Source organism: Glutamicibacter endophyticus, from assembly GCF_048457885.1.
Taxonomy (GTDB): Bacteria; Actinomycetota; Actinomycetes; order Actinomycetales; family Micrococcaceae; genus Glutamicibacter; species Glutamicibacter endophyticus.
This window is the reverse complement of record NZ_CP174200.1, coordinates 1,416,268-1,442,327: the sequence shown is the minus strand read 5'-3', so window position 1 is coordinate 1,442,327 and position 26,060 is coordinate 1,416,268. Positions and strand designations below refer to the sequence as shown.

General features: G+C 61.7%; 24 protein-coding genes. 9 read left to right on the top strand and 15 right to left on the bottom strand.

Annotation, left to right across the window (positions count from 1 at the left end; translation table 11 throughout):
- Positions 1–28 precede the first annotated feature (28 nt).
- Positions 29–3,379 carry an efflux RND transporter permease subunit gene (locus tag ACJD00_RS06845; protein ID WP_418909060.1) on the top strand — a complete coding sequence of 1,117 codons (3,351 nt, stop codon included), beginning with the start codon at positions 29–31 and terminating at the stop codon, positions 3,377–3,379.
- 76 nt (positions 3,380–3,455) lie between these two features.
- On the opposite strand, the gene ACJD00_RS06840 is transcribed toward ACJD00_RS06845, so the two are convergent.
- The 5 genes from ACJD00_RS06840 to ACJD00_RS06820 all read right to left on the bottom strand — a co-directional run bounded on the left by ACJD00_RS06840 (position 3,456) and on the right by ACJD00_RS06820 (position 8,856).
- A complete protein-coding gene (locus ACJD00_RS06840) occupies positions 3,456–4,526 on the bottom strand; it encodes a zinc-binding dehydrogenase (RefSeq protein WP_418909059.1) in 1,071 nt (356 codons plus the stop codon).
- Positions 4,519–5,298 (bottom strand): SDR family oxidoreductase, encoded by a 780-nt coding sequence (locus tag ACJD00_RS06835; protein ID WP_418909058.1) that lies wholly within the window; start codon positions 5,296–5,298, stop codon positions 4,519–4,521. The genes ACJD00_RS06840 and ACJD00_RS06835 overlap by 8 nt, the downstream gene beginning before the upstream one ends.
- Positions 5,295–6,773 (bottom strand): MFS transporter, encoded by a 1,479-nt coding sequence (locus ACJD00_RS06830; RefSeq protein WP_418909057.1) that lies wholly within the window; start codon positions 6,771–6,773, stop codon positions 5,295–5,297. Before ACJD00_RS06830 ends, ACJD00_RS06835 begins: the two co-directional genes overlap by 4 nt.
- Positions 6,774–6,964: 191 nt before the next feature.
- Positions 6,965–7,795 carry an IclR family transcriptional regulator gene (locus tag ACJD00_RS06825; RefSeq protein ID WP_418909056.1) on the bottom strand — a complete coding sequence of 277 codons (831 nt, stop codon included), beginning with the start codon at positions 7,793–7,795 and terminating at the stop codon, positions 6,965–6,967.
- Positions 7,795–8,856, bottom strand: a complete 1,062-nt coding sequence (locus ACJD00_RS06820) for a D-2-hydroxyacid dehydrogenase (RefSeq protein ID WP_418909055.1) — start codon at positions 8,854–8,856, stop codon at positions 7,795–7,797. Before ACJD00_RS06820 ends, ACJD00_RS06825 begins: the two co-directional genes overlap by 1 nt.
- A gap of 116 nt (positions 8,857–8,972) precedes the next feature.
- On the opposite strand from ACJD00_RS06820, the gene ACJD00_RS06815 reads away from it, so the two are divergent.
- From ACJD00_RS06815 to ACJD00_RS06805, 3 genes are all read left to right on the top strand, one after another.
- On the top strand, positions 8,973–9,911 hold the full coding sequence (locus ACJD00_RS06815) for an NAD(P)-dependent oxidoreductase (RefSeq protein ID WP_418909054.1): 939 nt from the start codon (positions 8,973–8,975) through the stop codon (positions 9,909–9,911).
- 146 nt (positions 9,912–10,057) lie between these two features.
- The gene (locus ACJD00_RS06810; RefSeq protein ID WP_418909053.1) at positions 10,058–11,185 is read left to right on the top strand and encodes an LLM class flavin-dependent oxidoreductase; all 1,128 of its coding nucleotides are present in this window, start codon (positions 10,058–10,060) and stop codon (positions 11,183–11,185) included.
- Positions 11,169–11,633 carry a MarR family winged helix-turn-helix transcriptional regulator gene (locus ACJD00_RS06805; protein ID WP_418909052.1) on the top strand — a complete coding sequence of 155 codons (465 nt, stop codon included), beginning with the start codon at positions 11,169–11,171 and terminating at the stop codon, positions 11,631–11,633. Before ACJD00_RS06810 ends, ACJD00_RS06805 begins: the two co-directional genes overlap by 17 nt.
- A 50-nt stretch (positions 11,634–11,683) precedes the next feature.
- On the opposite strand, the gene ACJD00_RS06800 is transcribed toward ACJD00_RS06805, so the two are convergent.
- Both ACJD00_RS06800 and ACJD00_RS06795 read right to left on the bottom strand, forming a co-directional pair.
- Entirely contained in the window at positions 11,684–12,175 is a 492-nt protein-coding gene (locus tag ACJD00_RS06800; protein ID WP_418909051.1) for an SRPBCC domain-containing protein, read from the bottom strand.
- Positions 12,176–12,364: 189 nt separating this feature from the next.
- Positions 12,365–12,877 (bottom strand): GNAT family N-acetyltransferase, encoded by a 513-nt coding sequence (locus ACJD00_RS06795; protein WP_418909050.1) that lies wholly within the window; start codon positions 12,875–12,877, stop codon positions 12,365–12,367.
- Between the two features lie 193 nt (positions 12,878–13,070).
- Here ACJD00_RS06795 and ACJD00_RS06790 point away from each other — a divergent pair, with 193 nt between their 5' ends.
- Complete coding sequence (locus ACJD00_RS06790) at positions 13,071–14,633, top strand: D-alanyl-D-alanine carboxypeptidase family protein (RefSeq protein ID WP_418909049.1); 1,563 nt, start codon at positions 13,071–13,073, stop codon at positions 14,631–14,633.
- A 103-nt stretch (positions 14,634–14,736) separates the two neighbouring features.
- Here the strand turns inward: ACJD00_RS06790 and ACJD00_RS06785 are convergent, their stop codons facing one another.
- Genes ACJD00_RS06785 through ACJD00_RS06765 form a run of 5 tightly spaced genes read right to left on the bottom strand, consistent with a single transcriptional unit; the run spans position 14,737 to position 20,327 of the window.
- Entirely contained in the window at positions 14,737–15,879 is a 1,143-nt protein-coding gene (locus ACJD00_RS06785; protein ID WP_418909048.1) for a cysteine desulfurase family protein, read from the bottom strand.
- Positions 15,876–16,742, bottom strand: coding sequence for a carboxylating nicotinate-nucleotide diphosphorylase (nadC, locus tag ACJD00_RS06780; protein WP_418909047.1), 867 nt, complete (start codon positions 16,740–16,742; stop codon positions 15,876–15,878). Before nadC ends, ACJD00_RS06785 begins: the two co-directional genes overlap by 4 nt.
- Positions 16,739–18,349, bottom strand: coding sequence for an L-aspartate oxidase (locus tag ACJD00_RS06775; protein WP_418909046.1), 1,611 nt, complete (start codon positions 18,347–18,349; stop codon positions 16,739–16,741). Before ACJD00_RS06775 ends, nadC begins: the two co-directional genes overlap by 4 nt.
- The gene (gene nadA / locus ACJD00_RS06770; protein ID WP_418909045.1) at positions 18,346–19,608 is read right to left on the bottom strand and encodes a quinolinate synthase NadA; all 1,263 of its coding nucleotides are present in this window, start codon (positions 19,606–19,608) and stop codon (positions 18,346–18,348) included. Before nadA ends, ACJD00_RS06775 begins: the two co-directional genes overlap by 4 nt.
- Entirely contained in the window at positions 19,605–20,327 is a 723-nt protein-coding gene (locus ACJD00_RS06765) for an NUDIX hydrolase (RefSeq protein WP_418909044.1), read from the bottom strand. The genes nadA and ACJD00_RS06765 overlap by 4 nt, the downstream gene beginning before the upstream one ends.
- 131 nt (positions 20,328–20,458) lie before the next feature.
- Here ACJD00_RS06765 and ACJD00_RS06760 point away from each other — a divergent pair, with 131 nt between their 5' ends.
- Complete coding sequence (locus tag ACJD00_RS06760) at positions 20,459–21,208, top strand: alpha/beta fold hydrolase (protein WP_418909043.1); 750 nt, start codon at positions 20,459–20,461, stop codon at positions 21,206–21,208.
- 92 nt (positions 21,209–21,300) lie between these two features.
- Positions 21,301–21,891 carry a hypothetical protein gene (locus ACJD00_RS06755; RefSeq protein WP_418909042.1) on the top strand — a complete coding sequence of 197 codons (591 nt, stop codon included), beginning with the start codon at positions 21,301–21,303 and terminating at the stop codon, positions 21,889–21,891.
- 47 nt (positions 21,892–21,938) lie between these two features.
- Here ACJD00_RS06755 and ACJD00_RS06750 read toward each other — a convergent pair whose 3' ends face one another.
- Positions 21,939–22,451, bottom strand: a complete 513-nt coding sequence (locus ACJD00_RS06750; protein WP_418909041.1) for a MarR family winged helix-turn-helix transcriptional regulator — start codon at positions 22,449–22,451, stop codon at positions 21,939–21,941.
- 184 nt (positions 22,452–22,635) lie between these two features.
- Between ACJD00_RS06750 and ACJD00_RS06745 the strand changes: the two genes are divergently transcribed.
- Both ACJD00_RS06745 and ACJD00_RS06740 read left to right on the top strand, forming a co-directional pair.
- Positions 22,636–23,394 (top strand): SDR family NAD(P)-dependent oxidoreductase, encoded by a 759-nt coding sequence (locus ACJD00_RS06745; protein ID WP_418909040.1) that lies wholly within the window; start codon positions 22,636–22,638, stop codon positions 23,392–23,394.
- Positions 23,395–23,759: 365 nt separating this feature from the next.
- On the top strand, positions 23,760–24,149 hold the full coding sequence (locus ACJD00_RS06740) for a DUF4190 domain-containing protein (protein WP_418909039.1): 390 nt from the start codon (positions 23,760–23,762) through the stop codon (positions 24,147–24,149).
- A 387-nt stretch (positions 24,150–24,536) separates the two neighbouring features.
- Here ACJD00_RS06740 and ACJD00_RS06735 read toward each other — a convergent pair whose 3' ends face one another.
- Both ACJD00_RS06735 and ACJD00_RS06730 read right to left on the bottom strand, forming a co-directional pair.
- Positions 24,537–24,935 carry a VOC family protein gene (locus ACJD00_RS06735; protein ID WP_418909317.1) on the bottom strand — a complete coding sequence of 133 codons (399 nt, stop codon included), beginning with the start codon at positions 24,933–24,935 and terminating at the stop codon, positions 24,537–24,539.
- 183 nt (positions 24,936–25,118) lie between these two features.
- Positions 25,119–25,967, bottom strand: a complete 849-nt coding sequence (locus ACJD00_RS06730; RefSeq protein WP_418909038.1) for a helix-turn-helix domain-containing protein — start codon at positions 25,965–25,967, stop codon at positions 25,119–25,121.
- Positions 25,968–26,060 lie beyond the last annotated feature (93 nt).

Here is a 26,060-nt window from a genome sequence, read left to right as displayed (position 1 = left end):
TTCCCTGAGATCTAGGACGTTCTTGCACATGCAACGTTTGGCCGTACTGTCCCTGAAAAACAGGGCGTTGATCGCCCTAGTCACCGTTTTCGTCGGAATCTTCGGCGTGATATCCATGGGTTCACTCAAACAGGAACTCATTCCCAGTCTCGAGTTTCCGCAAATCGCCGTGGTCGCCTCGCAGCCCGGGGCAAGCCCCGAGGTGATTGACCAACAGGTCGCCCAGCCGCTCGAAAGCGCCTTGCAGGCCGTGGAGGGGCTGGAATCGTCCAACGCGGTATCGAGCACCGGGTTCACCTCGATCTCTCTCACCTTGGCTTATGGCACCGACATGGACCGGGCACGCTCCCAGGTCGACAAGGCACTGTCCAATGCCAAGAACGCACTGCCCGAGGACGTGGAGCCCAGTTCATTCACCGGTTCGGTGGCCGATATTCCCATCGTGTATCTTGCCGTGTCTTCCGATAAGAAATTGGAGGAGCTGCGCGACGATGTCGAACGCATCGTCGTACCGAAGCTGAACAAGATCGACGGGGTTCGCGAGGCCGACGTCTCCGGTGGCACCAGCCAGTTCATCTCCGTGCTTCCCGACCAGGACAAGCTCGCCGCCGCACAGCTCACCGCGGCCGACCTGAAGGATGCCATCGAAAACTCCGGTGCCCAATTGCCGGTGGGCACCGTCGAGGCCGACACACTCTCCCTGCCGGTCATCTCCGGTTCGGCCCCCGACTCGTTGGAGAAGATCCGGCAGATCCCGGTCACCATCGAGGGCAAGGCCCCGAAGCTACTCAAGGATCTTGCCAAGGTCGATATTAAGGCCGATACCGCCACCAGCATCACCCGAACCAATGGGGTGGAAACCTTGGCGCTGTCGGTTACCAAAACCCCCGATGGCGATACCGTGGGCATCTCGCATGCGGTTGCCGAGCAGATCGGGCAATGGCAGCAGGAGCTCGGTTCCAACGCGAAGATCACCACGGTTTTCGATCAGGCGCCCTTCATCGAGCAGTCCATCGAGCAGTTGACCGTGGAAGGCATGCTCGGTCTGGGCTTTGCCATCGTGGTCATCCTGATCTTCTTGTTCTCGTTGCGTTCCACCCTGGTCACCGCCATTTCCATCCCGCTGTCTTTGCTGGTGACCTTCATCGGGATGAACGTTTCCGGGTACACGCTGAACATGCTCACCTTGGGGGCGCTGACCATTTCGATCGGCCGCGTGGTCGATGACTCGATTGTGGTCATTGAAAATATCAAGCGTCACCTGTCCTATGGAGAGTCCAAGAAGCAGGCCATTTTGCTGGCCGTGCGCGAGGTTGCCGGTGCCATTACCGCGGCCACGTTGACCACCGTGGCGGTCTTCCTTCCGGTGGCTCTGGTTTCCGGTCTGGCCGGGGAACTCTTCCGCCCGTTCGCGCTGACCATGACCATTGCGTTGCTGGCCTCACTGGTGGTGTCGCTGTCCATCGTGCCGGTTCTGGCATACTGGTTCCTCCCGCACCGCCCACAATCGGCCACGACCCACACCGCGCATATCGCCGAGGAACGCGGTTTGCTGCAGCGCGGATACACCCCCGTATTGCGCTCCACTCAGCGGCACCCGGTGATCACGCTAATCGCCTCGGTTCTGATCTTGGGCGGGACCGTGGCCATGACTCCACTGCTCGATGCCAACCTTTTGGGCAATAGTGGCGAGAATTCCATGAGGGTCACACAGAGCATGCCCTCGGGCACCTCGCTGAACACCACGGTCGAACAGGCCGAGATGGTTGAAAAAGCGCTCATGGACACCGAGGGTGTTCAGGATGTGCAGCTCACCGTCGGTCAACCGGGCGGCTCGCTATCCTCGAGGTTTGCCTCAGGCGCGGATCAGGCCAGCTTCACCGTGATCACCGATCCGGAGGCGGATCAGGTGGTCCTGCAAAACCGCGTGCGTACCGCCGTCGATGGTCTCGGTCTGCCCGCCGATCAGCAGGTAACCGTCGGCGCCTCGAACTCCATGGTGGGTGATGACGTGACCGTGGAGGTCAGCGCCCCGGACGAAGATGTTTTGGCAGATGCCACAAAGCGTGTGAGGGAGCGGCTCAGTGACGTCCCACAGGTCACCGAGGTTGAGGATAATCTCAGCGCGAAGCGCGAACAGGTCACCATCGACATCGACGCCCAGAAGGCCGCCGAGGCCGGGCTGACCGAATCTCAGCTCTCCGGGATCATCGCCGCGCAGGTCTCCCCCATCCCGGCCGGTTCGCTGCGGGTCGGCTTTACCGACTTGCAGGTCAAGATCGGCGAAGGCGAGGAGCTGCGCAGCGAGAAGGACCTGCGCGAACTCTCCATCCCCACCGCGACCGGCGTGGTCAAGCTCAAGGAGCTCGCGGAAATCAAGCGCGAGTCCACGGTGCAACAGGTGAGCACCTCCAATGGCGAGCGTATCGCCACGGTCTCCCTGACTCCGGCAGAGAACCAGCTACGCGCGGTGTCCACCGAGGTCACCAAGCGTCTGGCCGATCTAGAGTTGCCGCAGGGTGCCAGCGCCGAACTCGGCGGAGCGGCCACCGAACAGGCCGAGTCATTCGGTCAGCTGTTCCTTGCGCTTCTCGCCGCGATTGCCATCGTGTATGTGATCATGGTGGCCACCTTCAAGTCTCTGATCCAACCGCTGATTCTGCTGGTCTCGATCCCCTTCGCCGCCACCGGCGCCATCGGACTACTGCTATTGACCGGCACACCGCTGGGCTTGCCCTCGCTAATCGGCATGCTGATGTTGGTGGGCATTGTGGTCACCAACGCGATCGTGCTGATTGACCTGATCAACCAGTACCGGCTGCCCTCCGCCGAACGGCCGGCCCTGAGCCTGAATGACGCCATCATGCATGGCGCCCGTCAACGTCTGCGGCCAATTCTCATGACCGCGGCGGCAACGATTTTCGCCCTCATTCCCATGGGTCTGGGGATCACCGGTCAGAGTGGCTTTATTTCGCAGCCGCTGGCCATCGTGGTGATTGGCGGCCTGTTCTCGTCGACCCTACTGACGTTGATTCTCGTTCCCGTGCTGTATCGGTTGATTGAGGGGCGTAAGGAACGCACCGCCACCAAGCGGGCAGCCAAACGCGAGGCTAAGTCGTACCACTCGGGGACCTCGGCGCAGTCCGCGGCAGAGACCGAGACGGCGATCACCGACTCGGCCGGAACGCCGGCGACAAAGGCAACGCCCGCAACCGAGTCCACCACGCCCACCGCCCAGGCGACGCTCGCCGCGTCGAGCGCCCGTACGGCCGATGGGCATCCGGTGATCGTGGACCCGATGACCGGGCAGATCCCGTTGACCCGTCGTCAGCGCAAGGAAATCGAAAAGTCGCTGAACACGGAGCACGAGGACAAATAGTCCCTGGCGCCTGCAACGAACAGTGCCCTCACGATAACAATCGTGAGGGCACTGTTCGTTGTTAGCTGCTGCAGGCTTAGCCGGTGCGGAAGTCGATTAACACCTTGCCGGATTCTTCGCTATCCCGAGCGGTGCGTAACCCTTGCAGTACGTTGGTGACCGCAAAGGTGTGCGTCACGATCCCCCGCACATCCAAGGACCCGTCGGCCAGCGCGGGTAGTACTTGGTCGATCTCCTGATTGAAACGCAGTGCGCCTCGCAGATCCAGTTCGCGGCTGATCGCCGTGGCCATGGGCACCATGACCTCACCTTGCCGCTGTAGTCCCACCATCACCACCACGCCACCGCGCACGGCTGCGTTAATCGCCGATGCCAGACCCGGTACGGTCCCCGAGGCCTCGAGAACCACGTCGACATCGAGGGAATCTAGTGCCGCTCGATCGGCCGCGTCGATCACCTGGTCGGCACCGAGCTTCTGGGCCCGCCGCCGCGGTGCCTCGGCTAGATCACTGAGGATGACCCGCGAGGCGCCATGATGTTTGGCAACGGCCACGCACAGCAACCCGATCGGTCCCCCGCCAACCACCAAGACACTGCGTCCTTCGACGGATCCGGCACGCTCGAGCGCGTGCCAGGCCACGGCGGCCGGTTCGGCAAGGGCCGCGGTCTGCAGGTCCAGCCCCGGAGGCAAGGCTCGGAGCATGCGAGCGGGAAGTGCGATACGGCGGGCAAATGCACCCTGGGTATGCGGCAGGTGCGCCGCCGAGCCTAGGTAACAGGCGCCGGGAGCCAGATGTGGTTTGTCGGCGGGCCAGCGGATATCGCCGAGCGGGTGCGGCGTATTTGGATGCACCGCCACGGCGGTGCCCACCGGGGGCGAACTACCGTCGGCCGCCGCGGTGCGCACCGTGCCCACGACCTCATGGCCTAGAACCATCGGTTCGCGCAACATCGAGGCGCCGGCGGCACCCTCCAGCCAGTAGTGCAGATCGGATCCGCAGATGCCACCATAGGCAATCTCGATAATGGCTTCGTCGGGCGCGGGATCTGGTTCGGGAAGGACGTCGACGCGAACGTCACGGGCCGCGTGCGCCACGACGGCAAGATTGGCGCCGGCCTCGGCGCTGACTAATGGATGCTCAGACAACGGAGGTCATCCCGCCATCGACGTAGAGGGTCTGGCCATTGACGAAGCGTGCCGCATCCGAGGCGAGGAATACCAGCGGCCCCACCAGATCCTCGACCTGGCCCCAGCGGCCGGCCGGGGTGCGTTGCGCAACCCACTGGGAGAACTCCTCATCGGCCACGAGGGCGGCGGTGAGTTCGGTACTGAAGTACCCGGGTGCGAGCGTATTGGCGGTGATCCCGTGCGGTGCCAGTTCGGCGCAGAGCCCTCGGGTCAGCATTGCGATCCCGCCCTTAGTGGCCGCATACGGGGTAATGTTGGGCCGGGCCAGGCTGGATTGAACCGAGCCGATATTGATGATCCGCCCACTGCCGCGGTCGATCATTCCGCGGGCCACACGACGCGCCATCAAGAAGGCGCTGGTCAGGTTGGTGTCCACCAGAGTGTGCCAGTCCGCTAGGGAAAAATCGGCCAGCGGCGCCCGCAATTGCATTCCCGCATTGTTGACCAGGATGTCCGGCACCCCAAGACTCGATTCGATTTCCCCAAGGGCCGCATCGACGGCGGCCTCGTCGGTTACGTCGAAGGAGCTGGCGTGCACGGTGCTTCCGCTTCCTTCGGCGATCTGCCGGGCCGTGGCGTTCACGGCTTCAAGGTTCCGTCCGTGGACGACCACGGTGGCTCCGGCCTGCGCAAGCCCGGCGGCTAGGGCCCGTCCGATGCCGCGGGAACTTCCGGTCACCAGGGCCAATTGGCCGGTCAGGTCGAATGCATTAGTTTGTGCTGTGCTCAATGCTGATCTCCAATCGTGACGGACTCTTCGGCCGCAAAGGAGGTGCGGGCCGACACCGCCGAGGCTCCGGCTCCCACGCTACCGGCCAGCCACACATCGTCCCCGGCTTCCACCGCTGAAATCTTGACTGCGTCGTCGGTGCGCGTCAGGTCCCGGCGCAAGGTTTCGGGAACCAGGTATGTCGAGGCCACGGTGATGGCAGCCAGGGAAGCCATGTAGAGCCCGAGCACTAGCCAATTCGCATCGGTCACGGCAATCAGGTAGGCACCGAGGACACCGGCCAGGCCTCCGGCCAGCACCGCGGAGATCTCGCGGGCCATGGCCACACCGAGGTAGCGGTGTCGACTACCAAACAGCTCGGGCAGCATGGCGCACTGCGGGCCAAGCATGGTGCATACGGCCACGCCGATGCCGACGGCGATCACCGCGATGGCCAACACGTGGCTGCCCAAGGTCAGCGCCCACCACGCCGGAACGGAATAGCACAACATAAACAGGGCACCGACTCGGTAGATCACGCGACGGCCGAAACGGTCCGACAAGGCCCCGGCGAATGGTACCGAGAAGACACCGATCAGCGAGCCGATGGTCACACCCCAGGTGAGTAGGCCCTTATCCGCTTCTGGCCCGACCACCGCAACGAAGAAGCTCAACGCCAGGCCCTGGAACATGTAGGATCCGCCGTTTTCGGCCATGCGCAATCCGATTCCTACCAGGACGCCGGGGAATCCGGTGCGGAACAACTCGCGCATGGGGTGTTCCGAGACCTGCTCACGTTTTTCCATTTCCACGAAGGTCGGGGTCTCTTCGAGTTTGGCTCGGATAAATACAGCCAAGAGGATGAGCACGAAAGACGCCAGGAAGGGTACGCGCCAGCCCCACGACATGAGCGCCTCTTCGGGTAGCAGCGTCAGGAGCGAGAAAACCACGGCGGCCAGCAGGGTGCCGGCTTGGATGCCGATAAACGGAAGTGCGGAGAAGAATCCACGGCGCGCTGGCGGTGCGTACTCGGCCATCAGCACCGTGGCTCCGGCCTGTTCGGCTCCGGCGCCAAAGCCTTGCAGGAGCCTGAGCAGAACCAACAGAACTGGGGCCCACATCCCCGCCATCTCATAGGTCGGCAGAACCCCAATCAACGTAGAGGCACCACCCATAAGCATGATGGTCACGATCAGCACGAGCTTGCGCCCCAGCCGGTCACCGAGCATGCCGAAGAACAATCCACCAAAGGGACGTGCCACAAAGCCCACGCCGAAGGTGGCGAAGGCCGCGACCGTAGCCATGGCCGGGTCACCCTGTGGGAAGAACAGGACGTTGAAGATCAGGGCGGTGGCCAGCCCATAGAGCGCAAAGTCGAAATACTCCAATGCGCTGCCGATGCTGGCAGCCAGAGTGGCGCGCTGTAGGTTCTTGGCGTAGTTCGCGTCCGTGGCGGAACCACCAGACCCCGGGGATGAGGATGCGATGACGTTCATGCGAGTCTCCTTCGACGAGTAAGTGAGTGAGATCACTTCTAGCTGTGCATCGAATGTACCAGTATAGCGAACGTCGTACAACCTACTGAACGATTAACTTTCAACGCCGTCCGACCCTACCGCTCAACAAGAAGAGCCCGTGCCCCAGCGGGCACGGGCTCTTAGAAGCTTCGGATGAATGGGTGAACGGTCTAGTCTCGGGCTGTGCGGGCACGCCAAGGGTTTTCAAGTCGCGCCGCGACCTCGCGCAGTGCCGTGCCAATGGCGGCAATGCGCACCGGGTCGGCTTGATCTGCGGGAATTGCTGTTCCTAGCGCCAACGGTGGATCACCTGGCGACCATGCCGGCAGGGGCACGGCGACGCCGATCACGCCTACGGTCGAATGCCCCTCATCGAGGGCGTAACCTCGCTCTCGGGCCTGGCGCAATTCGCGCTGAACCTCCTTCAGGGTGAGCTCAAGGCCATCGACCCCGCTACGCAAGGGCAGGATCGGACCAAGCAGACTCTCCACCTCGTCATCCGACAAGGACATCAGCAGCGCATTGCCGGCGGCGCTGAACACCGCAGGCAGCCGTGAACCCAACGGGGTCCCGAACCGGTAGGGAGCTCGACCTTCGTGCCGAGCGAGATACAAGGCGTCCGTCTGGTCAAGCATGGCGATCTGCACTACTTCGCCCCGCAAGGTCGGTGATGAGGAGATCAAGCCGAAGAATTCGCGCACCTGGTTGAACTGAAGCGCATAGGCCCCGCCAAGCTCTGCCGTGCGACGCCCGAGGGAAAAACCGTCACTGGTACGCCGGATCATCTCCCCGTCTTCGAGGGCTTGGCAGAGATTGGCGCATGAGGACTTGGCAATGCCAAGGGTGCGGGCCATTTCGCTCAATGAAATAGCTCGGCCCTCAGATTCGGCCAAAAGACCCATGATCGCTATGGCACGGGTAACCGCAGGCGCGGGATCGCGCGTTACACGATCACCGGCAGCATTATCGGCGTCAGCTGGGCCTTCATTGTCGCTTCTCATCAGTAAAACTCTACGGTATCCACCCGGTTTCGCAACGGCTTCCCGTCAAGCAATCGCGTGGCGTTCGAAGCGAACAGTCTGGCAATTCGGCTAGTTTCTTGCGCACTGAGCGCGGCCGTATGCGGGCTAATTAACACGTTCGGGTGCTGCCACAACGGACTATCCTCAGGCAATGGCTCCTGAGCCACGACGTCGAGAGCCGCGAATCCAATACGCCCGTCATTAAGTGCCGGTAGTAGCGCCGACTCATCCACCACCGCGCCCCGACCCACATTGACCAGAATGGTATCCGGGCGCACCGATGCGAAGACCTCCGCTCCGATAAGCCCTTCGGTGCTCGCCGTTCCTGGCAGCGTCGCAACGATGGCATCAACCTGCGAAGCTGCTTGCGCCAAGTGCTCTGGATCGATCAGCCGATCCACCCCGGGGACAGGGCGCCCACTGCGCGAGGTGCCCCACACGGTGGATCCGCAGGCCTTGAAGCGCTCGACAACGGCGCTTCCGATTCCCCCGAGCCCCACGACCAAGACCGTCATCTCATCGAGATGACGCATCCGCCAGCGTTCGCTGGGCCAGTTTTTCCTAGCCTGGTCGGCTTCGAGTTTGCGCAAGTTTTTCGCTCCGGCCAGCACCCCAAAGAGAGCAAATTCCGCCAGTGTCGAACCATGGACTCCAGCGCTGGTCGTAAAGGCCACTCGTTCAAGCTCCGTCGCCGAAAGTCCCGCCGCCTTGACCTGGGCGCCGCCGCCAGCCGCCGTGGTGTGCACCCAGCGCAGATCCCGATTGGCATGCACGCTTTGGGTCAGTAGTGCCGGATTGACGTCAGGAATACCGAACAGGGCGTCCACCGAATGCAGCATCTGCGTGAACTTCGCGTTCTGCTCGGAGGTTCGAGTGAAGCGAGGATCCCCCTCCCAGTCACCGTCCCAACGCTGTGGTCGATTGAGTTCTGGGTCGTGCACGAGCTCTAGGCGCGGCTCGAGTTCGCGCAGGAGCTGAACGTCGGCCAGCGGCAGGTCGACGGCGATTCCCACGCGAAGGCGCTGTGGTGTGGAGGTCATTTGGTCTCACGTCCTTTCGTTTAGTGACAGCATAACGGCTTGGCCAGTATATTGAACAGAGTTCTTCATATTGTCCTGCACTTTATCCCGAAACCACCGCCCCGGAGGCAAATGCAATGACCAGCACCTCGAACCATCCCGAGCAACGGGTAGGCATCATCGGACTCGGCGCCATGGGCCGCCCCATGGCGCGACATCTGGCAGCGGCCCATGGCTCGGTCGCCATCACTTCTCGTCGGCCCAAACATGAGGTCATAGCAGACCTCAATGCTGGGACAAACACTCCCGCGTCGGCATTCAGATGGAACAGCAACGCCAACGACATGGCAACGGATTGCGACGCAATCCTACTCATGCTGCCCGACCTGCCGCAGATCCGAGAGTACCTCGAAGGCCCAGACGGGCTCCTGGCGGGCCTTACTCATCGCCCAGGCCAGTCCCCCGCCCTTCTGCTGATCATAGGATCCACATGCTCGGCCGTTGGCATGCGACAGCTGGCGGCGGATCTTCACGAGCGGTATGGCGAACGAGTCGACGTTGTCGATGCCCCCGTATCCGGCGGCGAAGACGGCGCCGAGGCAGGCACGCTGTCGATCATGCTCGGGGGCACCGCCCCCTCGTGCGCGCGAGCCGCAGAAGTTCTAGCACCATGCGGCACGCCGGTCAGGCTAGGGGGCGTAGGATCCGGACAAGTCGCCAAGGCATGCAACCAGTTGGTGGTTGGCGCAACCATATTTGCCCTTGGCGAGGCCTCGGTCCTGGCCGAGCGCTCTGGCCTTGACCTAGCTGCCATGTGGGATCTGCTGGGTGGTGGATACGCCTCGTCGAGATTGCTTGATAGCCGCAAGGAGCGCTTGGTGACGAATGACGACTCACCATCCGGTGCCATCAAGTATTTACTCAAAGACCTGCAATCCGCCCAGGAGATCGCCCGGGACACCGCGGTGAATGCGACCCTATTGCCGACCCTGCAACAGGCAGTACTTGAAGTAATCAACGCAGGGCTTGGCGACAGGGACCTGTCCGTGACCAAGCGCTTTACCGCAGAGCGCTGAGATACCGTCGCGGACATCACTAGGTGCGAGGAACTCGCCGGATGAATCACGGGAATAATTGACGCTTCAGCTTGTTATTACATGCATACGCATATAAATTGGTCGGTGGCAGGTACACCTACCTCAGCAACCCGAAGGAGCCCACCATGCAGTTCGGCGTCTTTTCCGTCAGTGATATTACGCGCGACCCCACCACCGGCAAGGTGCCCACCGAGAAGGAGCGCATCGACGCAATCGTGGCCATCGCCAAGAAGGTCGAAGAGATCGGCATGGACGTCTTCGCCCTCGGTGAGCACCACAACCGCCCGTTTTTCTCTTCCTCGCCAACCACCACCCTGGCCTTTATCGCGGCTCAGACCGAACGCATTATCCTGTCCACCGCGACCACGCTGATCACCACCAACGATCCGGTGAAGATCGCCGAAGACTTCGCCATGCTCCAGCATCTGTCGAACGGACGCGTGGACTTGGTGCTCGGACGTGGCAACACCGGTCCGGTCTACCCATGGTTCGGGAAGAACATTCAGGATTCGGTGAACCTCACCGTGGAAAACTACAGCCTGCTTCGCAAGCTCTGGGATGAGGACATCGTGAACTGGGAGGGCCGCTACCGCACGCCGCTACAGAACTTCACCTCTACCCCACGTCCACTGGATGATGTAGCTCCCTTTGTATGGCATGGGTCAATCCGCACCCCACAGGTAGCCGAAATCGCCGCCTACTACGGCGACGGATTCTTCGCAAACAACATCTTCTGGCCGAAGGAGCACTATCAGCAGCTCATCGGGCTCTACCGCGAGCGCTACGAACACTATGGCCACGGTCGAGCCGACCAGGCAGTGGTTGGTCTGGGAGGCCAGTTCTACATGGCCAAAAATTCTCAAGACGCGGTGCGCGAGTTCCGCCCGTACTTCGATAACGCCCCGGTCTATGGGCACGGCCCGTCGCTGGAAGATTTCACGTCCCAGACTCCGCTCACCGTCGGCTCACCACAGGAAGTCATCGAGAAGACCCTGACGTTCCAGGAGTACTTCGGTGACTACCAGCGACAGCTCTTCCTGGTTGACCACGCTGGGTTGCCTCTAAAGACCGTCCTGAATCAGCTCGACATGTTTGGTGAGCACGTACTGCCGACCTTGCGCAAGGAAATGGAAGCACGCGCCCCGCAAGACCTAACCCCGGCTCCGACTCATGCCGGTCTCGTCGCGGCGCGGGACGCCAAGCTCGCCGCTCAGGGCGCAGAACGGAGCGAAGGCGATGACCGAAAGCTCTAAGAATCAAGCCGGCATTCGCACCGTGGCCGAAAGCTGGGAGGCTCTCTTCCGTGCCCAGGTGGAAGTAATGCGCCGAATCAGCACCATGGAAGAGTTCGGTGAACTGTCCATCCGCGAGTATGACGTGCTGTTTAATCTGCGCAACTGCCCGCAAGACCGCAGCCGCATGGTGGACCTGAATAAGCACCTGCTGATCTCTCAACCGAGCCTCAGCCGCATGATCAATCGCCTAGAGTCTCGCGGCCTCGTGCAACGCGAGGTGGACGAGGGAGATCACCGAGCACAGTCGCTATCGCTGACCGACGCCGGGCGGGAGCTTCAAGCGAAGATTGGTCGGGCGCACATGCAACACCTGCACCAACTCATGGGACAGGCGCTGGACGAGTCGGAGTTCCTCGAACTGCAGCGTCTCTGCCAGAAATTGCGCGGTAACCTGCTCGCAGACTAGGCGGTCAAAGTAGGCTCGTTGTCCCGATGATACGGTCCGGGACAACGAGCTTACTTGTAGAACCCTTCGCGCAGGTTGATTCCATATTCCAGCCACACTTTCATTGCGGCCAGCATGCCGGTCCACCCCATGCAATTACCAAAGGCCGCACGTGATCCTTCGACGCTCAGCGGCCACGCGGATTCGGTGATCCGCACCTCGGTACGCGCACCACCGTCGACCGGCACAAACTCGAATAACACTCGAGTATCGGCTTCCTCGCCCAATGGCGCACTGGAAGCCCAGAATAGTTCAATGCTCTGCTCGGCCACCACTTCACCGACGCGGACCGTGAAGCGCCCCGGAAAGTCGTGGAAGTCCCAACTGACCTCGGCACCCGTTTCAAGGCGGCCGTGTGCCTCGCCCGTGGTGAAATACGCCGAAAGTTGCTGCGGGTCGGCCACCGCTTCAAACACCTCGGATGGTGGGCGCGAGATAAAACCATTGACGGTGAACGATAGATCGGTCAATTGCCCGTCACCGGAAAGCTCGGAAGAAGTCATATCCCGATCCTCGTCTGCGCGAGAGAGAAATTCAACCATGAAGAACCAGTAAGTACCGGCACAGAGTCAGCGGTTTTGCTGCCTTCGGTCGGGCACGGGACCTTCTGGTTCGTGGTGCGCACGGCACGGCTGGGAAGAACCGAACTACTCACCCGGCAAATGGCTCAAGCGGCGCGATTTTTCGGAGTACTAGCAGGCAAAGGGTGCGGCATAACGGAAGTTGCCCGCTGGCAGCGTGGCTTCGTCGAAGACCCGCACCATGAAGTAGTCGCCCCACGACGGATCGCTGGGGACGATGCCGTACTTTGCGGCTGGCTCATACCCGAAACGTCCGTAGTATTTCGGGTCGCCCAAGAGCACGATTCCGGGCAAGCCTTGTGCTTGCACACGGTCGTGAAGCGTCTGCATCAGCATGGACCCGACACCGTTGCGCTGATACTCCGGCGAGACCGCCACTGGCCCGACCCCGAGGATTGGCTTGGAGTCGTCGATCGAACCCCAGGTGGCGATCACGTGCCCGATCACAACCGGCGTGTCAACGGCAACCAAGGAATAGTGCGGATCGTAGCCCGGGTCGGTAAACAGGTTCCGCAACAGATCCACCTCGGCCGGCTCGGCCACCGGGTCGGTACCAGCGAAGGCCGCGTGGGTCAGGGCAAAAACTGCCGCCCGATCATCAAAGACTTCGTCGCGGATCTGCATGGACGCTAACTTATCAAAGAACCCTTAGGGCATGACAACTGACCGCTACCCGGCGGTAGTCAACTGTTACCGCGCAATTTCCCGCGGCCGCTAGCCCATTTGGCGGATATTACTCCGAAGTATGGAGTACAGCAATGTGACGATCCACTCGATCTGATAGATTTGCTCACACATTCGCCACCATGGAGTCATCATGCCCGAGAAACGCCTTCCGAAGCTTGCTAAGGTTGCCGCCGGGACAGCGATGGTCACTACGTTGATCGTCGCTCCCCTCGGACCAGCCAACGCCATATCAACGACGCCAGGTACCTCGGTACCTGGGTTCCTCACAACGACCCAGTCGGTTCAACCGACAAATTCCGTGGCCGTTCCGACCCGGAAGATTGACCGCACGGCCAGTTCACTAACCGTGTTCGTCAACAAGCAATACCCGCTCTCACCCAAACGGTACGTACCGAAAACCACCCGAGTCAGCGGCACCAACATCAGTCTGCGTCCCGAGGCAGCAACGGCCTACAAGAAAATGGTGTCCGCGGCCGCAAAGTCCGGCGTGAAGATCCGCCTCGTCTCCGGGTACCGGTCCTATAACCGGCAGGCGGAGCTGTTCAATTACTATACCCGCATCTACGGACAGAAATATGCCGAACGTATTTCGGCGCGGCCAGGAACCAGCGAACACCAAACCGGTTTGGCGATTGACGTGGGCAACCACAATGGTGCCTGTGGGTTGCAGAGCTGTTTTGAAAACACGCCGGTCGGCCGCTGGGTCGCCAAGAACGCCCACAAGTACGGATTTATCCTGCGCTACGGCAAGGGGCAGGAAAAGGTGACGGGTTATGCCTACGAGCCGTGGCATTTCCGCTACGTGGGCACCTCCATGGCCAAGAGCTACAAGGCATCCGGTGCCAAGTCCCTAGAAAGCTACTACGGAGTGGGATCCGGGAATTCCAATTCCCCCTCGATCCCCAAGGGTTCGGCCATCACCACCGCCAACCTGAACCTTCGCAAGGGCATCGGCTCCTCCCATGGCGTCATTCTCACCATCCCCAAGGGCTCCATAGTCAAGGTGCATGGTGCCCGGAAGAGCGGCTGGTATCCCGTGGAATACAAGAACCGCAGCGGTTGGGTCTCGGGTAGTTACCTGAAGCTCGGCTCGTCCAAGGCCAAACAGTACCGCTACGCCCAGTACACTGCGGCGGTCTACGACCGCGCGAGCACCTCGGGTGACAAGCGTGTTGGCACAATCCGCAAGTACACCAAGGTGGAGTACCGCAAGTGGAATGGGAAGTACCGCCGCGATGAGGTAAAGCTCAATGGCAAGTGGGTGTGGACCTCTGCGACCAACCGTAATAAGCCGAAGGCCGAGTACCGTTACGCACAACGTACCGCGCCCATCTTCGACCGCGCCGATAAGTCGAGCGCAAAGCGTATCGGCACCTTGCGCGTGGGCAACAAGGTCACCTATGCGACTTGGGACGCGAAGAACCGCCGCGATGAAATCTGGTATCAGGGACGGTGGGTTTGGTCCGGTGACACCAACCGCAAGAAGCCCAAAACCCAGTACCGCTACGCGCAGAAGACCGGCGCCACCTTCGACAGGGCAAGCACCTCGGGCGATAAGCGCGTGGGCACCATCAAGTGCGGTGAGCATGTGGTGTATTCCCGCTGGGATGCCAAGAATCGCCGCGATGAAATCTGGCACGACGGACGGTGGGTCTGGACCGATGTGACCAACCGGATGAAGCCAAAATGCTAGACGCGCTAGCCCACGTCTTCTGAGTAATCGACCAGACAGAATGCCGCCCAACGCCGTGAGCGTTGGGCGGCATTCTGTCGTTTATGCGCCCTAGCAGTGATCCTTAGCCCAGCAGCGAGCGCACGGCGGCTATCACCGCGCTGGCCACCTGGCTGATCTCGTTTTCCTTGGCCGCGCGGGTAAAGGAAAGCCGTACTGCGGTGTGTGCTAGTTCTGCAGGGTAGCCCATGGCCGTGAGCACGGCCGAAGGCTCGGTGCTACCCGCCGCGCAGGCCGATCCCGAAGAACATAGGACGCCGCGCCGCTCAAGTTCGATGAGCACGGTTTCGCCGGCGGTACGCGGGAAAACGAACGAGACGATGCCGCCAACGCGTTGTTCGGGAGCCCCGGTGAGTTGCACGGAACCCGGGTGGCTACGCTCAAGTTCGGTGCAGATTCGCTCGATGAGGTAGCGACCGTAGCTGTCGCCTCGGCCCTGCCCGCGCTGTTCGGCGCAGAGCGCCAAGGCGCGGGCGATGCCTACCGCGGCCGCGGGATTCTCGGTCCCCGAGCGCAACCCGCGTTGTTGCCCGCCACCATGGAGCAACGGTTCGAGGGCGACTTTCTGCGACAGGTACAACACGCCGCTGCCCTTCAAGGCCCCGATCTTGTGCCCGGAGATACTTAGCGCGTCGACCTGCGCGCAGAGTTCGGCCAAATCCATCCAGCCCGCTGCCTGCACGGCGTCGCAGTGCATCACGGCGCCGGCTGCGCGTGCCAGCGCGGCAACCTCGGCAACCGGCTGCACGGTGCCGACCTCGTTGTTTACGGCCATCACCGAGACGACTGCGACGTCTTGATCGATCAGCTCAGCGGCCGCGGCGAGGTCAATCGTGCCGTGGTGGTCCACCGGGATAACCCGGTGGGTGAATCCATGGATCCGCACAAGATAGCTACAGGCTTCGAGAACTGCCGGATGCTCCACCGCCGAGGAAACCACGACCCGACCACGCGGATTGGCCAGAGCGGTACCGATGATTGCGGTGTTATCGGATTCGGTGCCCCCGGAGGTAAATAACACCTCGTCGGGTGCGACGCCGAGCAGGCCGGCGACCTGTCCGGTGGCCCAGTCCACGGCGCGGCGTGCGGAGTGCCCTAGTTCGTGATGCGAGGCCGGGTTGCCGAATTCGCCGGTCAACAGCGGGGTGATGGTGTCCAGCACCTCTTGTCGCGGCGGGGCGGTGGCGGCCGCATCCATGTAGATCATGAGATCACCATATCCAGCCCGAAGTCGATGGCCTGAACCGAGTGGGTGATCGCGCCCGAGGAAATGACATCCACGCCGGTTTCGGCCAGCGCGGCCACCGTCTGCAGATTCACGTTTCCGCTGGCTTCCACCACGGCACGTGAATCGATCAATTCGAGGGCGGCGGGGATCTGCTCGGGGGTGAAGTTATCGAGCATAATCACATCGACACCGGCGTCGAGCACCGCGGGGATCTGATCGATGTGATCGACCTCCACTTCCATGGCGGTGGTGTGCCCCAAACTCGCGCGAACCCGGCGCAGACCAGCGGTGAGCTGTTCTCCGCTGCCGAGCACGGCCAGGTGGTTGTCCTTGGCCATGAAGGCTTCGGAGAGATTATCGCGGTGGTTGACTCCCCCTCCGCAGCGCACCGCGTAGCGTTCAAGCACACGTAGTCCCGGAGTAGTTTTCCGGGTGTCGGCAATCTTCGCCCGCGTATGGGCGACCGCCTGCACGAGCTGCGCGGTGGCGGTGGCAATGGCACTCATGCGCTGTAGCAGGTTCAGCGCCACTCGTTCGGCCGTGAGAATGGCAGCCGCCGGGCCACTGACCCGTAGGACGCTTTGTCCGGCCGCAAAGGATTGGCCGTCCTCGAGCAGCACGGTGGTGTCGATGTCCGGGTCGATCATCGACATGGCCCGCGCGAAGACGGTTGTTCCGGAGAGCACGCCGGGTTCGCGAGCAACCACCTCGGCGGTGGCCTGCACCGTGGGATTGAGCAGGCTATCGGCGGTCACGTCGCCGCGCGGGCAGTCTTCCGCGAAAGCCAACGTGAGGATGGCGTCGATGGCTCGAGCGGGGACGGGGCGGATCGCGGGGCTCACACCAAGGTTCCTTTCGGGTCGTTTTGTAGTTGGGCGCGCTCGGCGCCGGCGAGCATCCAGCCGGTTCGCCGTCCGGCACCACCGTCACCGACCGCGTCGGTGCGGTAGTGCGCGCCGAGGTTACCGGTGCGCTGCGCGGCCGCGTGCGCGATGATCCGGGCGGTGAGCCACAGGTTGCGAAGTTCGAAGTGCGCGCGCAGGTCACCGGCCAGTGGGCTGCCGGCCTGCAGTTGCCCGATGGCCGCGGTCAAGCCCGGTCCATCGCGGCGTACGGCCAATCTGGCGCTGGCCAGAGCCTGCAGGTCCGGAAGGGTCAGCGGCCCTTGCGCGTTGGGCAGTGGAAGCTCGGTCACGGAAAGTTCCGGGAAGTCCGCCCTCGTTCCGGCGCTGTCCCGGGCCATCGCCCGTACGGCACGATCGGCGAAGACCAGGGCCTCGAGAAGCGAGTTGCTAGCCAGCCGGTTCGCCCCGTGCACACCGGTATTTGCGCATTCCCCGGCAGCGTAAAGACCGGCGACGGTAGTACGTCCCTGCCGGTCGGTGGCGATCCCACCCATGGCGTAGTGCTGGGCCGGGCGCACCGGGATCAGGTCTCGGGCCATATCGAGTGAGCTGGCCGCCAACCGCGCGCTGATCGTCGGGAAGCGCCGGGCCAGGAAGCCCGTCCCGCGTTCCCGTTCGATGCCGCGGGCATCGAGAAATACCCGCCGCCCGTCGGCGTATTCGGCGTGGATGGCGCGGGCGACCACGTCGCGCGGGGCCAGTTCCGCCTGAGGGTGGTCGGCCATGAATCGTTGCCCGGCGTCGTTGAGCAATATAGCTCCCTCACCGCGCACGGCCTCACTGATCATCCCGGCCTCGGGATGGTACTGCGGATCCACGAGGGTGGGGTGGAATTGGATGAACTCCATGTCGGTGAGCACCGCACCGGCGGCGGCCGCTAGGCCGATGCCATCAGCGGTGGCTCCGGAGGGATTGGTCGTGGCCGCATAGAGCTGCCCCAGTCCCCCGGTGGCCAGCAACAAGGCATCACAGGTGAGCGTATCTTCGCGCCCAGTGTTATGGACGCGCACCGCATGCACACGCCCCTGATCAAGCAACACATCGGTAGCCAGGGTGTGTTCAAGCAACCGCAACCGCCCGGAGGCCGACAGTGCCCGGCAGGCGTCGGAGAGCGCGCGAACCAGCCCGGCGCCGGTGGCATCTCCGCCCACGTGCACGATTCGCGCCCGGCTGTGCGCAGCTTCCAAACCCAACTGCAAGGTTGCATCGGCGTTCCGGTCGAAACGCACCCCGTAGGCTTCGAGCCGGGTAACAATCTCGTCCCCCAACTCGCACATTAGCTGCACCGGCGCGGGGGCACAGTGCCCGGCTCCGGCGCTCAGGGTGTCGTGCACATGCTCCTGCACGCTGTCACCGGCGGCCTTGCCTTGTGCGGTGACAGCGCTCAGTCCCCCCTGGGCCAGCGCCGAATTGGAGGTGCCCAGCGCATCCTTGGTCACGACGGTGACCTCGGTGCCCAGCGCCACGGCCTGCAGTGCGGCAAACAGCCCGCTCACCCCGGAGCCAACGATCAGCAGACGCCGCCCGATGGGTTGGGTGCTCATGGCTTGGCGGCCAGCATGCGCTCGAGAGCCACCTTCGCATCGGCGGCCGTGGTGGCATCGACGGTAATCTGGTTGACCACACGACCGGCGACCAGTTCTTCAAGCACCCAGGCGAGGTAGCCCGGGTGGATGCGGTACATCGTCGAACAGGGGCAGATCACCGGGTCCAAGCAGAAAATGGTGTGCTGCGGGTGCTCGGCGGCGAGCCGGTTCACCATGTTGATCTCGGTGCCGATGGCGAACACGGTGGGTTCGGTGGCCCCTTCGATGGCCTTGCGGATGTAGTCGGTGGACCCGGCCTCATCGGCGGCGTCGACAACCTCCATCGGGCATTCGGGGTGCACGATCACGCGCACGCCGGGGTACTCGGCGCGGGCCTGCTCGATCTGGTTCACGGTGAAGCGCTTGTGCACCGAGCAGAAGCCGTGCCAAAGAACGACCTGAGCCTGGCGCAAGGTGGTCTCGTCGTTGCCACCCAACGCCTTGCGCGGAGTCCACATGGGCATCTGCTCCAGCGGTACACCCATGGCCTTGGCCGTGTTGCGTCCCAGGTGCTGATCCGGGAAGAACAAGACCCGGCGGCCTCGCTGGAAGGCCCACTCCAGCACGGTTTTGGCGTTGGAGGAGGTGCAGACCAGGCCACCGTTACGACCCACGAATGCTTTCAGGGCGGCCGAGCAGTTCATGTACGTGACCGGGATGACCGGTGCTCGGCCGTCGTCTTCTTCGTCCTTGTAGAGCTCCATGAGCTCATCCCAGCATCGTTGCACGCTGGCCTCATCGGCCATGTCGGCCATGGAGCATCCCGCGGCGAGGTTCGGCAGGATCACCGACTGCTCATCGGTGGAGAGGATGTCGGCGGTTTCGGCCATGAAGTGTACGCCGCAGAAGACGATGTGTTCGGCCTTGTCGCGGGTCAGTGCGGCGTTGGCCAACTGGAAGCTGTCGCCCACGAAGTCGGCGTACTTCACCACCTCATCACGCTGGTAGAAGTGACCGAGGATCACCGCACGTTCCCCGAGCGTTTCGCGGGCCGCGCGGATACGCTGATCCAGCTCCTCTTCGGTGGCCTGCAGGTACTGCTCGGGCAGGCGGCCCTGGACCGGGAAGTCGGCGGGCACCACATCCTGCTGCGAGGCTCCCGGACCGTAGCCGGCGGTGGCATCCCACGGATTCTTGGACAGCGAAGAGGAACAGGTGGAGCCCGGTGCGGTAAGGGTCAGCCGGGTGATGGTGGTGGAAAGATTCGTGGTGCTCATGAGGTTCGGTCCACTTCTAGAGGGTCGGGGCCGTGGCCGATGTAGCGGTACAGCCGTGGGGGTCGGTGTTTGCCGCCGGCGAGGAATTCGTCGGTGGCCTCGATGGAACTGGTGTTCTTCAGTTGACGGCGGAAGTTGGCCGGATCCAGGCTCCGGCCGAGTACCGCTTCGTAGACTTCACGCAGTTGCGCCAACGTGAAGCGATCACCGAGTAGCCGGTGGGCAACCTGCCCGTACTCGGTCTTGTTGCGCAGCCGCCAGAGCGCGTAGTCCACGATCTTGCGGTGATCGAAGGCCAGCTGCGGGCTGTGCTCGCCGTCGGCCGAGTACCACGCCACATTCGGGTCGCTGACCGTGGCCCCAACTTGGGCCTCGGTTAGTAGTGCGAAGTAAGCGATGGTCACCAGTCGTTGGGTCGGTGAACGGTCCGGGTCACCAAAAGTGTAGAGCTGCTCGAGATAGCTCGGGCGCAATCCGGTGGTTTCGGCCAGAGTACGTCCGGCCGCCTCGCCGAGAGATTCGCGGGCACCGACCGGTCCGCCGGGCAGGGCCCATTGCCCGCGATAAGGCTGGCGAATGCGCTTCACGAGCGGCATCCACAGCCGGGTTCCGCCACGTTCGGGATCCGTGCGGATCCCGAGGATGACGGTGGATACGGCCAGTGAGGGCGGCATGTTGCGCCGCTCGTTCACGTTGGCCCATCCAGGACTCATTGACATCTTTGCTGCCGTTCGTCGATGACTTGCTTCGGTGGCGACCACCACCCAGCGTTAAAGTCATTTTGACATTAACTGCCCATCGGGGCCACCCGACCCGATAAATGTGACGCATCTGGCCTATGATCGTGTTCATGAGTTTGGATCTGAATCTTCGGGTGATCTCCGCAAACAGCGGCTCTCACGCCCCGACCACATTGCTCATTCACGGTTTCGCGTCATCCGCGGAACTGAACTGGGAGCGCTCCGGGTGGATCAAGCACCTCACCGGCGAGGGGCGCAATGTCGCCCTGGTCGACCTGCCAGGCCATGGCAGCGAACCGCGCACCAACCCCGGAAGCTGGGCACCGAGCGCCATCCGCGCCGCGCTGACCGCGGCCGTTGAGTCGCTCGACTGCGGCAGCGTCGACGTTCTGGGCTACTCTCTGGGCTCGCGCCTGGGCTGGGAATTCGCCGCATACCACCCGCAGTTGGTTCGCCGGCTGATCATGGGTGGCCCGGCCAGCATCGACCCACTGGCGGCATTCGCCTTGGACCAGGCACGGGCCTTCCTCGAAAACGGCGAGGCCATCGCCGATGACTACACGGCCAAGGTAATGCAGATTGCCCAGGCCGAGCCCGACACCGATTTTGCCGCGCTTTTCCGCCTCATCGAGGCCATTAAGACCGAGCCTTACAACCCCGCAGCCAAGGTGCCGACCGCCCCGACCCTGCTCGTGGCGGGCGATCAGGACGACCTGGCCACCACCATGCCGCAATTGCGTCGGTTGCTGACCGCCGCGTGCACCGAGTCGACCGTGGCCTGGCTAGCCGGGCGCAATCACGCCAACGCCATCACCAGCCGCGACTTTAAGCTGCGTGCCAGCGAATTCCTCGCCAACTAGTCCGCTCGCCCCACTCGAACTGGCGGTAGCTAGTCCCCGGCCACCAACGACCTAGGCTCAATATCTGCCAAGTGATACGGAGGGATCACGGCATGAAAATGCGCAAAACTTACCGTCGAGACGAACAAGGCGCTCTCCACTACCGCGAAGCATGGCGCCATAAGACCCTATTCGTCACCCATGAAGGCAAGGTCGGCACCAAGGGGCGCGAGAAGGTTCGTGGCGTCAAGGGCCCGACGTGGCCCAACAATCCCACGGCCAGCGAACAAATGGACGCCTTCCTCGAGCAGGCCGCGGCCGACGGGTACCGCGAGCTGGCCGACGACGAGCTGGGCTGGGTGGCCCTTCAACTCTGGACCGAGCCGAACGATCCACTCGAGGATTGGGTCCTTAGCGACGGCGCCGAACAGCTCAACGACCTGGTGGGGCGCCTGGGGCTGGGACATTATGACGGCTACGACATTGGCGGAACCCCTCCGGCAGAAACGGGGCTCGAAGGTACTCGCATCAATCTTTTCTGCCGCGTGGTGGACTGCAAGCTCGGAGTTCGGGCGCTCCGCGCCTTCGGCAGAGAACACGAGCTAACCCAGCGCACCATGATCGCTTCTCGGGAACCGGGAGGCGAGCAAGAGTACACGCTGGCTTGGACACCCACTAAGAAGATCAAAGACTTCACGTTTTAGCGCGCAGGCCGGCTTCAACATCTGCCAACGATGCCTGGCGCTCGCGCCTACTTATCGCTCGACGATGACCTACGTGTGGTCGGTTTCCACGCCGGAACAGAGCTGATCGAGGCGCAAATGCGCTCGCTGATGGTCGACAGTTGTCGCGCCTGTGCCTTGGTCAACGCCCCAAAGACCACCCGCTGCACCAGCGCTTCGTGCCCGGGTCGCGACTGCTCGACCTTTGCAGCGCCCTCCTCGGTCAAGATCGCCAAGGTGTAGCGCCCATCGCTCGGATCCGGTTGCCGGTAGACCCACTGATTCTTTTCCAACCGGGCGATCCCCCGCGAAAGCCGCGACAAGGTCGAATTGGCAAAGCCCGCCAGCGTGCTCATCCGCAAGGTGCGCTCGGGCGCTTCACTGAGCGCATACATCAGGCCATACTCGAAATGCGTAAGACCGCTGTCGGCCTGCAATTGGGCGTCCAATGCGGCGGGCAGCCGTTCCAAGAGGGTCGCAAGGGACGCCCAGATCTCGAGGCTCTCACCACTCAATTCAGCTTCGTCAGCGGAAGTTCTCATGCGCCCATACTATCAATTCAGTTGGAAAGATCGGTTTTTTCACTTTCCTAAGCAAGTTATGTGACTTGCTTAAGCAAGTGAATGAGCCCTAGGATCGGTATCTCATCCACACCAACAAGGTCTCAATAGGGACCGCCGAAGGGAAACAACATTGGATCTTCACCTTGAGGGCAAACGAGCATTCGTGAGCGGCTCGACCCAGGGCATCGGATACGCTGTCGCGGCCACCCTGGCTTCCGAGGGAGCTCACGTCGTGCTCAACGGTCGCAGTTCACAACGACTGGACAAAGCAGTGACTCGGTTACGCGAGGACTGCCCCGGTGCCCAAGTTTCCGGGATCACCGCCGATTTTTCGAAGCCCGAGCAAGTAAGCAAGCTCTTGGAGCAGCTGGGTGAGGTCGACATTTTGATCAATAACGTCGGGATATTCGGCCTTGCCGACTTCACGACGCTCAGCGATGCTCAGTGGCAACAGTATTTCGATATCAATCTAATGAGCGGCGTCCGACTCGCACGGCAATTGCTGCCCGGCATGGTGACTCGCGGATGGGGTCGCGTAATTTTCATTAGTAGCGAATCCGGGGTCAACATTCCGGCCGACATGATCCATTACGGAACGACCAAATCCGCCATGCTGGCCCTGGGCAATGGGCTGGCCAAACTCACCCGCGGCACCGAGGTGACCGTCAATACGGTTCTTGGTGGACCAACCTATTCCGATGGCGTCGCCTCGGCAGTTTCCGCGCTGGCTGCGGCACAGCAAGTACCCGCCGAGGAGATCAAGCAGTCCATCATTTCGCAGAACACCACCACGCTTCTGGAGCGATTCATCGAGCCACGGGAAATCGCAGATCTAGTGACCTTCATATGCAGTCCCCGGGCTTCGGCGACCAACGGTGCCACCCTCCGAGCCGATGGAGGCACCCTCACCTCAATACTGTGAGCGGGTGAGCCCGGATGCAATGGCTAGGCGCGCACCGACAGACTGCATAACCATGTGGACAGGGCCCCACCGGGCAGAGAGTAGCTCGGTAGAATCGTCGGCACCGGGTAGAAGCTCGCCAGAAGCGCAAAACCCACCCAACGCCACGAAGAAACATCTTCCGCCCGGACGAGGGTGCCCGGTACCTAGGCCTTGCGCGAGCGGTCGAAGAGCGCAAATCACGTGAGCCCTAACGAGAATTCCCATCATCTGGACTTACCTGTACACTCAAGCCCAAAGCGATGTCAAACACAGATTTCGAACAACAGCAGCCGAGTAGAAACTGAGGTTCAGCAATGGGTGGACTACAAGGATGGCACCTAGTCATGCTCCTGACATTTGTAGCCGTAGTTGCCGTGGTGGTCGTTATTGTGGTGGTTCTATCCAGCAGTTCAAAGGCTGGCCAACAAAACGCTACGTCCTTCATACCAAACGGATCGCAAGGTACTGGCGCGCAGTTCGGGTACACCATGAATGGGCAACCCATCTATCAACAAAGCGCCCCACCAAGAACCAACGTGTTCGCGATTCTAGCTCTTGTACTAGGAATCTTCACTGGTTTGTTCGGAATCATTTTTGGCCACGTTGCCCTGAGCCAGATTAAACGCACCGGCGAACTTGGGTCCGGAATGGCGCTGGCAGGACTGATCATTGGGTATGTTTGGCTCGCATTTTGGGCACTCACCGTGGTCGGTTTGTTCGTTAGATTCGCCTAGAAGGCCGCACACGGCGCCGCCATACCGCCCAGTTATTTCGCCGGAGTTACCAGGGAATCCGCAAACTCAATGGCTCCCGCCGCTACTCGTAACCACAGCAGCGTCGAGAGACATCAACCGGCGCGTAGAAACTAGCCAATACCCTTCTTGCACGAGATATAAAACAGCCTAGCTCGGTCGATGTCGCTTCGGACTTCTATCAATCTCCTGTTCCCCGCTTACTATCTTTTGTGCGTAGGAAGCGGCGCCTTTTCGAAGGGCAATCGGAGCCCACATTCGCGGGCTCGGTCACGAATCTCGTCGGTCTCCAATCCACCGAACTATGCGGTACTGCATTTTTTGTGGTTCAAAACGTAGCGACGTTCGGGACACCAAGACGAATCGGCATTACTCCGCCGAGGCGTTCTTCGGTGCCATGATTTCCAGGCGATTACCGAAACCGTCTCGAGCATGAAATCGAACATAACCCTCAAAACTGTCGCGCTCCGCCCACGATACTTCGTATCCGCATCCCGTAATACGCTCTGCAACGGCTTCCAGCTCCTCCGCGCTGGCGCAAACGAGTGCTGGATGGGCCTTTCGAGCTGGCGTGAAAGGCTCCTCGACACCTACATGTATTTCCGCAACTACGGCATTTCCGTCGTACGCGCGAAACCAGCACCCTCCGCGTGCGCGTAAGTCGGGCGGCTTTTCAACCTCATCTAGACCCAACGCATCACCGTAGAATCGACGAGCTTCCGCTTCCTGTGATGTAGGCATTGATAACTGAACGTGATGCAGCCTCATTGGAATGACAACTTTCTCTAACGTCACAAGAGACCTCCCGGACGGCGAGCCCTCATTACAGAATCTACTGGATACGTTCGGTGTCAGTCGGGAAGCGCGAGGACGCCCGCTAATCGTCATATGAGCACTAAAGAGTCGGCAGGTATAAAGTCGATAGGAAAAACTCATCTACCGAAACAGCATTCACGAGCTCACGCCTCTGGCCAGTTCTTTCAACGCCTCGGCGTCGGCCGACCCCTTCTCGGCCGACCAGAGAATGAGCTGCTGACGACCCGATCCTGAATAACTGAATGCGTCCCAGTTCAGCAAGATCCGTCCGAGTCGCGGATGATTTACGTATTTCGCCCCGAAATCTTGATCCGACACGCGGTGTTCGGCCCACCATCGACGAAATTCCTCGCTGGCAATCGAGAGCCGCCCTACAAGCGCCGCTAGTTGCGGATCGTCCGGGTTACTGACCGCCTCACGACGCAGTAATCCCACACAGGTTCGTGCCACCGAATCCCAATCTTCATAGAAGTCCCGCATATGTGGATACGTCAACGTGATGACCGCGTAATTCCGGTCGCTGGCGGGCATCGAGGAGAAATCGATGATCAACGCTGACGCCAAATCATTCCAGGCCAAGACCTCCAGTCGCGGGCCGAGCACCATTGCAGGTAGATCATTTAGCTGCTCTAGTAGCAATTGCAGCCGCTGATTCGTCCGCTCGACGCCTGGAGCCGGTTCTACGTAGCCGCGCGCACGGTAGAGAAGATCCTCGGCGTAGGCCCGCTGTTCTGCGGTAAGGGAAAAAACACGGCCCAGTGCCTGCAGGACCTGCTCCGAGGGTGCGAGCCTTCCCTGCTCCACGCGGGCGTAGTAATCGGGGCTCACTGCGACCAATTGGGCAACTTCCTCCCGCCGTAGTCCTTTTACGCGTCGACGCGTCGCATAGCTAACCAACTGTTCTGGGATGTTTTCCGGGGGCACTTCACTGCGCCGGGCTTTGAGAAAGTCTCCGAGTACCTTGAGCTGTGAATTGGTGGCCATAGTTCTCATCCTAGGGCTCGCGTAAGGACTCTAACCTAGGACAAATCGTTCCCAGGTAGAAGCTTGGTCTGTTTGAGCACGACCTGCCTGAAC